Here is a 5787-nt window from a genome sequence, read left to right as displayed (position 1 = left end):
CCCCCGCACAAAAACGCCCCTCCGAAAAAAGGAGCCTCACGGGCGTCGCGGGGAGGTTCCGTCCTTGACTTCGAACTTCCCACAGGTGCCACCCGCCGCCGCCCCCGAAAGAGCGACGCAGCATGATCGGCATCGCACGTCACCCGTTCCGGGGGCGGCCCGGCGACGGCTTCTCGATCTCACGCACGCCGCCGCGGGCCGACCCCGGCCACCCATCCGCACAATTATTACTCACACGATGGCGTGGGAAACGATGCGAAGTCGAACGCCTCGAACTCGGCGGCGGTCCCAAGAAAATACTCGTGCCGCCATCTGGATTCATCGATCGAGGTTCTCGAGTTGTATCCCCCAGATCTAAGCGCCACCTGCGATCTGTTCGCGGAAGTCTCCGTCGGAACCGGCGTCCCATTCTCTCTGCGGACTTCCCGGTACGCCATGTCGCGAAAGATCTTGGCCGAACGGACCCGCAGCACGCCGCATTCCGGCAGACTCAGTCGAGCGCGGTTGCCTGACCAAACCGCTTCCACTCCCTGTCCCTGAGGATCCTCGATCACGACGAACGGTCCTGTGAAGTCGTTCGGGACGGTGAGTTCCAGCGTTGGGTCGACAAGACCTTCACACGAGGCCAGTCCGACCGCCAAAAGAATAAGCAGCCTCCGCATCGCAACGTTTCTTTGTGGTGAATTCATGAAACTGCTCAAAGCTGGTTTTTATTGTTTGTGCGTTCGGCGGATAGCTGTAGCGTTCTACTGTGAGCCCGAAGCGCAAGCGAGGCCGGAGGATGTAGAACCTCGCATGCGCGTCGGGCTCACGCCTAGCGTCTGCGGCTACTCGCCCGCTACGACAGCTTGCGGTTCGCTCTCGTCGGGTGAGCATGCGGGGCGACGCACGGACGTGCAAGAGGCGATCCGGCCTCGCACGGCATGCTCACTCCGCGGCAGGCCGAGTCAAAACGGGACGCGATGCCTCCCGCACCGCGGTGAGAGCATGGCACACGGTCTTCATATGAGCGACCGTTTTGTCGTTGAGTCGGCGCCGCGGACTCAACGTGTGAATCATGTCGTTCGGCCTCGGCTGGCGCCTCGGGCTGCCGGCTATTACTTCACGCCCAACACATTGACCGCGCTGAGGATCTCATAACCCGTCATTAACCCGCTGAGGTTGCCGAGGAACTCCGCGGAGAGGTTCCAACGGCTCAAGACGTCGAACAGCGGTTCGAGGCGGTCCGGGTCGACGCCGAGTTTGATCTTCAGCGCCCGGCCCTCTTTGGGCGGGTGATCTTCGAACTGGCTGATCGTCAGGAAGTCACCCTCGCCGGCGAGGTTCAGGTGCAACGCCCGCAGCTCGTCCGCCAGCAGGCCGTCGACGGCCAGCGTCACGTCGATCGGGCCGCCGGACAGATAGCGGGCGACCGTCTCCGGCTCCTCGGCGCACAAGCGGCCGGCGGTTTCGCAGGCGGCGTAGAGGACCGCTTCGTCGACGAGGTCCGCTTCGTGCGGGTCGTGGGCGGCGTGGCGGCTCCAGGTCTCGGCCAGCAGGTCGAGCTGCACGTGGGCCGGGACGCACCGCAGGAAGGGCACCTCCGTCAGGAATCCGAACCGCGTGTGCGGGTCGCCGTCGTGCCGATCGTGCACGGCGATCTGCTCCAACGTGTCGTGGAACGCCGCCCGGAAGGCGACGTAGCACAGCACGGTGTGCGGCAGCTTGGTGTCGGCGATTTGAAGCATGGCGGCGGGGGGCGGTCCGTCGGGAAGCCGCGGAGCGGCGTGGCGAGAAGGGGTCCGGTCGGGCGCTGTCCGTGTCGTCCGCGGGAGAACGGTGAGCTGGTGAGCCGCGGCGACGGTCCGTCGTGGGGCCGGTCGTCGCGGGGTGGAGCCATGCTGGGCGGACGCGGACCCGAACACAACGCTTCGGGCCGGAATCCGGCGGAGTCGACCCGCCCGCCGGCCCCCATGTTCCCCGAGGCCGCATGACCACCACCGCCCGCCCCCGAGGGGCTTCTCAGTCGTCACCCCCGCGCCGGCCGGACGCACCCCCACATCTGGCGCCTTCGGCTCCGGCAGCCCCAATCGGACCGGGGGCCGGCCTGAGTCGCGGCGCCGTTTCGCACCCACATCCGCCCAGCCGGGAAAAAATCCGTCGCAACGGCCAACTGCGGCGGGATGGGGGACGTACGAACACCCGCCCCCCGCGCTGTTCCGCCTGCCGGTCGGCCTCTCGGTTGAATGAGGACCGGGGTCGAACGGGGACCGGGCGATTCGGATCGCGGCGGGGTTCCATCAGAGTCTCCCCTTCATTCTCGCACAGGACGCACTTCTCCCGATGCCTGCACCAACACACACCCGCGGCCTGATTCCGGCGACGCTGGCCGCGTTGCTCGCCGCCGGCGGAACCGCCGCCGTGCTCTCCGCCAGCCCCGCCGCCCCGACGCCGGAACCCGCGGCGATCGGGACGATGGCCCACGCCGCCGACGCCCGCCAGCTGTCCGGCGTGTTCCGCACCGTGGCGGCAGAGGTGATGCCCGCGGTCGTCGCCGTCGAGGCCCGCGTCGAAACCGCCGCCGCTCAGAACCCCAACGCCCAGCTTCGCCGCTTCCGCGGTCGAATCCCCGAGGGCACGAATCCCGAAGGCTTCGATCCGTTCAGCGATCCGCAGTTCCGTCGGTTCTTCGAGGAGAGCTTCCCCGGCCGCGAACTGCCGCCCGGCTTCCGGAACGAACAGAACCAGCTCCGCGGGCCGCAGACGGGTTCGATTCAGGTGAAGAAGGGGTCCGGCGCCGTGATCGATGCCTCCGGGCTGATCCTGACGAACAACCACGTCGTCGAGGGCGCCGCGGAGGTGACCGTCTCCTTTGAGAACGGCGACCGTTATACGACCAGCGATATCCTCACCGACCCGGACACCGACGTCGCCCTGCTGCGGCTGAACCCGGACGATCTGGACGGCAAAAAGCTGCCCAGCGTGACGCTGGCGGACAGCGCCCGCACGCAGATCGGCGACTGGGTGTTGGCCTTCGGCAGCCCGTTGAACCAACAGTTCAGCATGACGGCCGGCATCGTCTCCGGGAAGAGCCGCACCAGCGGTCTGGCGGCCCGCGAGAACTTCATTCAGCACGACGCCGCCATTAACCCGGGCAGCAGCGGCGGCCCGCTGGTGAACCTCGACGGTCAAATCGTCGGCGTGAACACCGCCATCAGCAGCCGCGGCGGCGGGTACGACGGCATCGGCTTCGCCGTCCCCAGCAGCGACGTGAAGTGGATCGCGGACCAGTTGCAGGAGAACGGCTCCGTGAAGCGGGCGTTCCTCGGCGTCTATATGCAGAACCTCGACGCCGCGACCGCCGAAGCCCTCGGCGTGCCGACCGACGCCGGCGTGCTGGTCGCCGACGTGATCGACGACGGCCCCGCCCAGAAGGCGGGCGTGAAGGAGGGCGACGTGATCGTCAGCCTCGACGGCAAAGCCGTCTCCGATCCGCGGTCGCTCAGCCGCGTGGTCGAGCGATTGGAGATCGGCAAGTCGGTTCCCTTGGCGATCATTCGCGACGGCGGCCGCCGCACGTTGCAGTTTGAAGCCGCGGCTCTGGACGACGCCCCCCAGCAGCTCGCCCGCCGTGCCGAACGCCGCCCGCAGATGAACGGCGACGGCGAAATCGGCGACGTGTTTCAGTTAGAAGCCCACGGCCTGGCGCTCGCCCCGCTGTCGGACGACTGGCGGGAACGGTTGGGCCTGGACGACGCCGCGACCGGCGCCGTCGTCGTCGCGGTGAAAGGCGCCGCCGCCGAGGCCGGCCTGCGGCCCGGCCAACTGGTCGAACGCCTCGGCCGCATGGAGATCGCCTCCGCCGACGACTTGAAGAAGGCCGTCGACGCCGTGGAAGAGGACAAGCCGCTGCTGGCGCTGGTCAGCGACCCCCGCGGCGGGAACTCCTCCTTCCGCACCCTCCGCCCGGCTGCCGAGTGAGGGATACGGAATATCGAAGCCCGTTGAAGCCCCGAGAGGGGGAGAGTGGAGGGAACCCCCGGTCGGCGAGACAGGAGCGCCGGCCGGGGGTTTTTGCTGCGCGGCGTCCGGGGACGCCGTCGTCGAAGGCGGCGGGGGACTAAGCTGGGCTCGCGCCTGCCCGTCCTCGTTATCCCCCGGTCTGCCGGAGAATCGCCGTGTCCGCCGGAACCCCGCCCCACGACCGCGAGTTCGACGATCGCGAGTTCGACGAGCGTCCCTTCGCCGATTGCCCCCGGGACGACGCGTTCGACGCGGACGACGAGTTCCTCTCCGCCGACGATTACCAGCCGGCGCCGGATGCGGACGTGAGCCGGTCAGGGCGTCGCCGGATCGGGGCGGTCGGCGTGATCGCAATTACGCTGGCGGCGGTCTGCGCCGTGGGCGGGATCGTCCTGATTCTCGCCGTCGGCATCTATTTATCGGCCGACGGTCCCGGCAGAAAGGCGATGATCAGCCGGGAAGCGCTGTCCTCCCCGCCCGGGCGATTGCCGACCGTCGATGAAGAGCAGGCTTGGGAGCTGGGCGAGGAGATCGTGAAGCGGCTCAACGAGGGCGATCGCTTGGCGCTGGCGGATCTGGTCGACTCCGAGGGGCTCATCGGTCTCGCAGCCTTTGATCTGGAATTGAGCGAATCGCATCGACGCGTCCTGCTTCAGGAAGCCTATGAGACGCGCGATCGGGTGCTCGTTCCCTTGCTCCAGGTTCTGGAAAACGGCGGCGACGTCCGTTTCCTCAGCGTCGCGAAGCGGGAGGGCACGCACGCGGCGTTGTTCCGCGTGCTCTCCGCGGAGGGCGGGCTGTCGTATATGGCGTTCTTCCCCACCAAGGACGGCAGGATCGCGGACGCCTACATCTTTGATACGGGACAACGCGTCTCCGCGGGCTTGCGGAGCCGGATCGGGGTGGGAACGCCGGGCGATCCGGAGGTGCAAGCGGCGCTCCTGCAGTTGCCGGAGATGGTCGAGGCCATTGAAAAAGGCGATCCCGAGCAGGCTCTCGCGATCTACGCCGGGATGCCGAAAGTCGTTCAGGATCTGCAAACGGTGCAATGTTATCGCGTCACCGCGGCGAGCCTCTCGGACGATGAGGATCGGTATCGGCAGGTCCTCGCCGACTTCGACGCGCGCTTTCCGAAGGATCCGTCGTTGGATCTGATGAAGATCGATTATTACGTCGACGAGCCGGAGAAGATGATCGCCGTGCTGGAACGATTGGACCGCGCCGTCGACGGCGACCCGCATCTCCGCGGCTTATTGGCGGAATATCTGCCGCTGGTGGACCGCAACGACGACGCGCTGGAACAGGGCTGGCTGGCGGTCGAGGAGGAGCCCGACCTCTGGCAGGCCCGAGTGGGATTGCTCTCCGGATTGGCCGCGACGGGCGATTTCGAGGGCGCCGTCGGCGTGCTGCTCGGATTGCGGTGGGACTTTGATTACGTCCTCAGCGAGGAAGAACTGAAGGGGTATTTACCCCGCGGCGACGAGTTGATCGCCAGCGACGCCTATCACGCCGTCCGCTGGGACGACGTCGAGTTGGGGGCGGCGGGGCCAGCCTCCCCCGAAGAAACCTCTCCTTGAACCGGGCGAAACGATCGCGGCGAGCCGACGTCCGCGGGCCGCTGACGAGCGGCTCGGCGGCCACGTAACCGTCGGTTCCCGCACGAACGCCCGCCCGGTCGGGCGAGCCGCGGCGCTTTTGAGGGCGTCCGCCCGCGACGATGGATCGGCGGTCGCTAAACTGTCGGGCTTCCCACCCCCCGATCGGCGAGAGCCCCCGGATGACGAT

At 67.6% G+C, this 5787-nt stretch carries 3 protein-coding genes; 2 read left to right on the top strand and 1 reads right to left on the bottom strand.

The annotated features are described in order from the left end of the window. Positions 1-1097: 1097 nt before the first annotated feature. Entirely contained in the window at positions 1098-1727 is a 630-nt protein-coding gene (locus LzC2_RS19780) for a hypothetical protein (RefSeq protein WP_171189757.1), read from the bottom strand. Positions 1728-2322: 595 nt separating this feature from the next. On the opposite strand from LzC2_RS19780, the gene LzC2_RS19775 reads away from it, so the two are divergent. Beyond that, positions 2323-3960: a S1C family serine protease gene (locus tag LzC2_RS19775; protein WP_171189756.1), complete on the top strand. Its 1638-nt coding sequence runs from the start codon at positions 2323-2325 to the stop codon at positions 3958-3960. Positions 3961-4157: 197 nt separating this feature from the next. Next, positions 4158-5579 (top strand): hypothetical protein, encoded by a 1422-nt coding sequence (locus tag LzC2_RS19770; protein WP_171189755.1) that lies wholly within the window; start codon positions 4158-4160, stop codon positions 5577-5579. The last annotated feature ends 208 nt before the right edge of the window (positions 5580-5787 follow it).

The organism is Alienimonas chondri, from assembly GCF_013036045.1.
Classification (GTDB): Bacteria; Planctomycetota; Planctomycetia; order Planctomycetales; family Planctomycetaceae; genus Alienimonas; species Alienimonas chondri.
The sequence above is the reverse complement of the archived record's forward strand: the minus strand, read 5'-3'. Positions and strand labels throughout refer to the sequence as shown.

Excerpts from the sequence above, each read along its gene's own strand:
- LzC2_RS19780 (WP_171189757.1), bottom strand. The coding sequence starts at position 1,727 with ATGCTTCAAATCGCCGACACCAAGCTGCCGCACACCGTGCTGTGCTAC.
- LzC2_RS19775 (WP_171189756.1), top strand. The coding sequence starts at position 2,323 with ATGCCTGCACCAACACACACCCGCGGCCTGATTCCGGCGACGCTGGCC.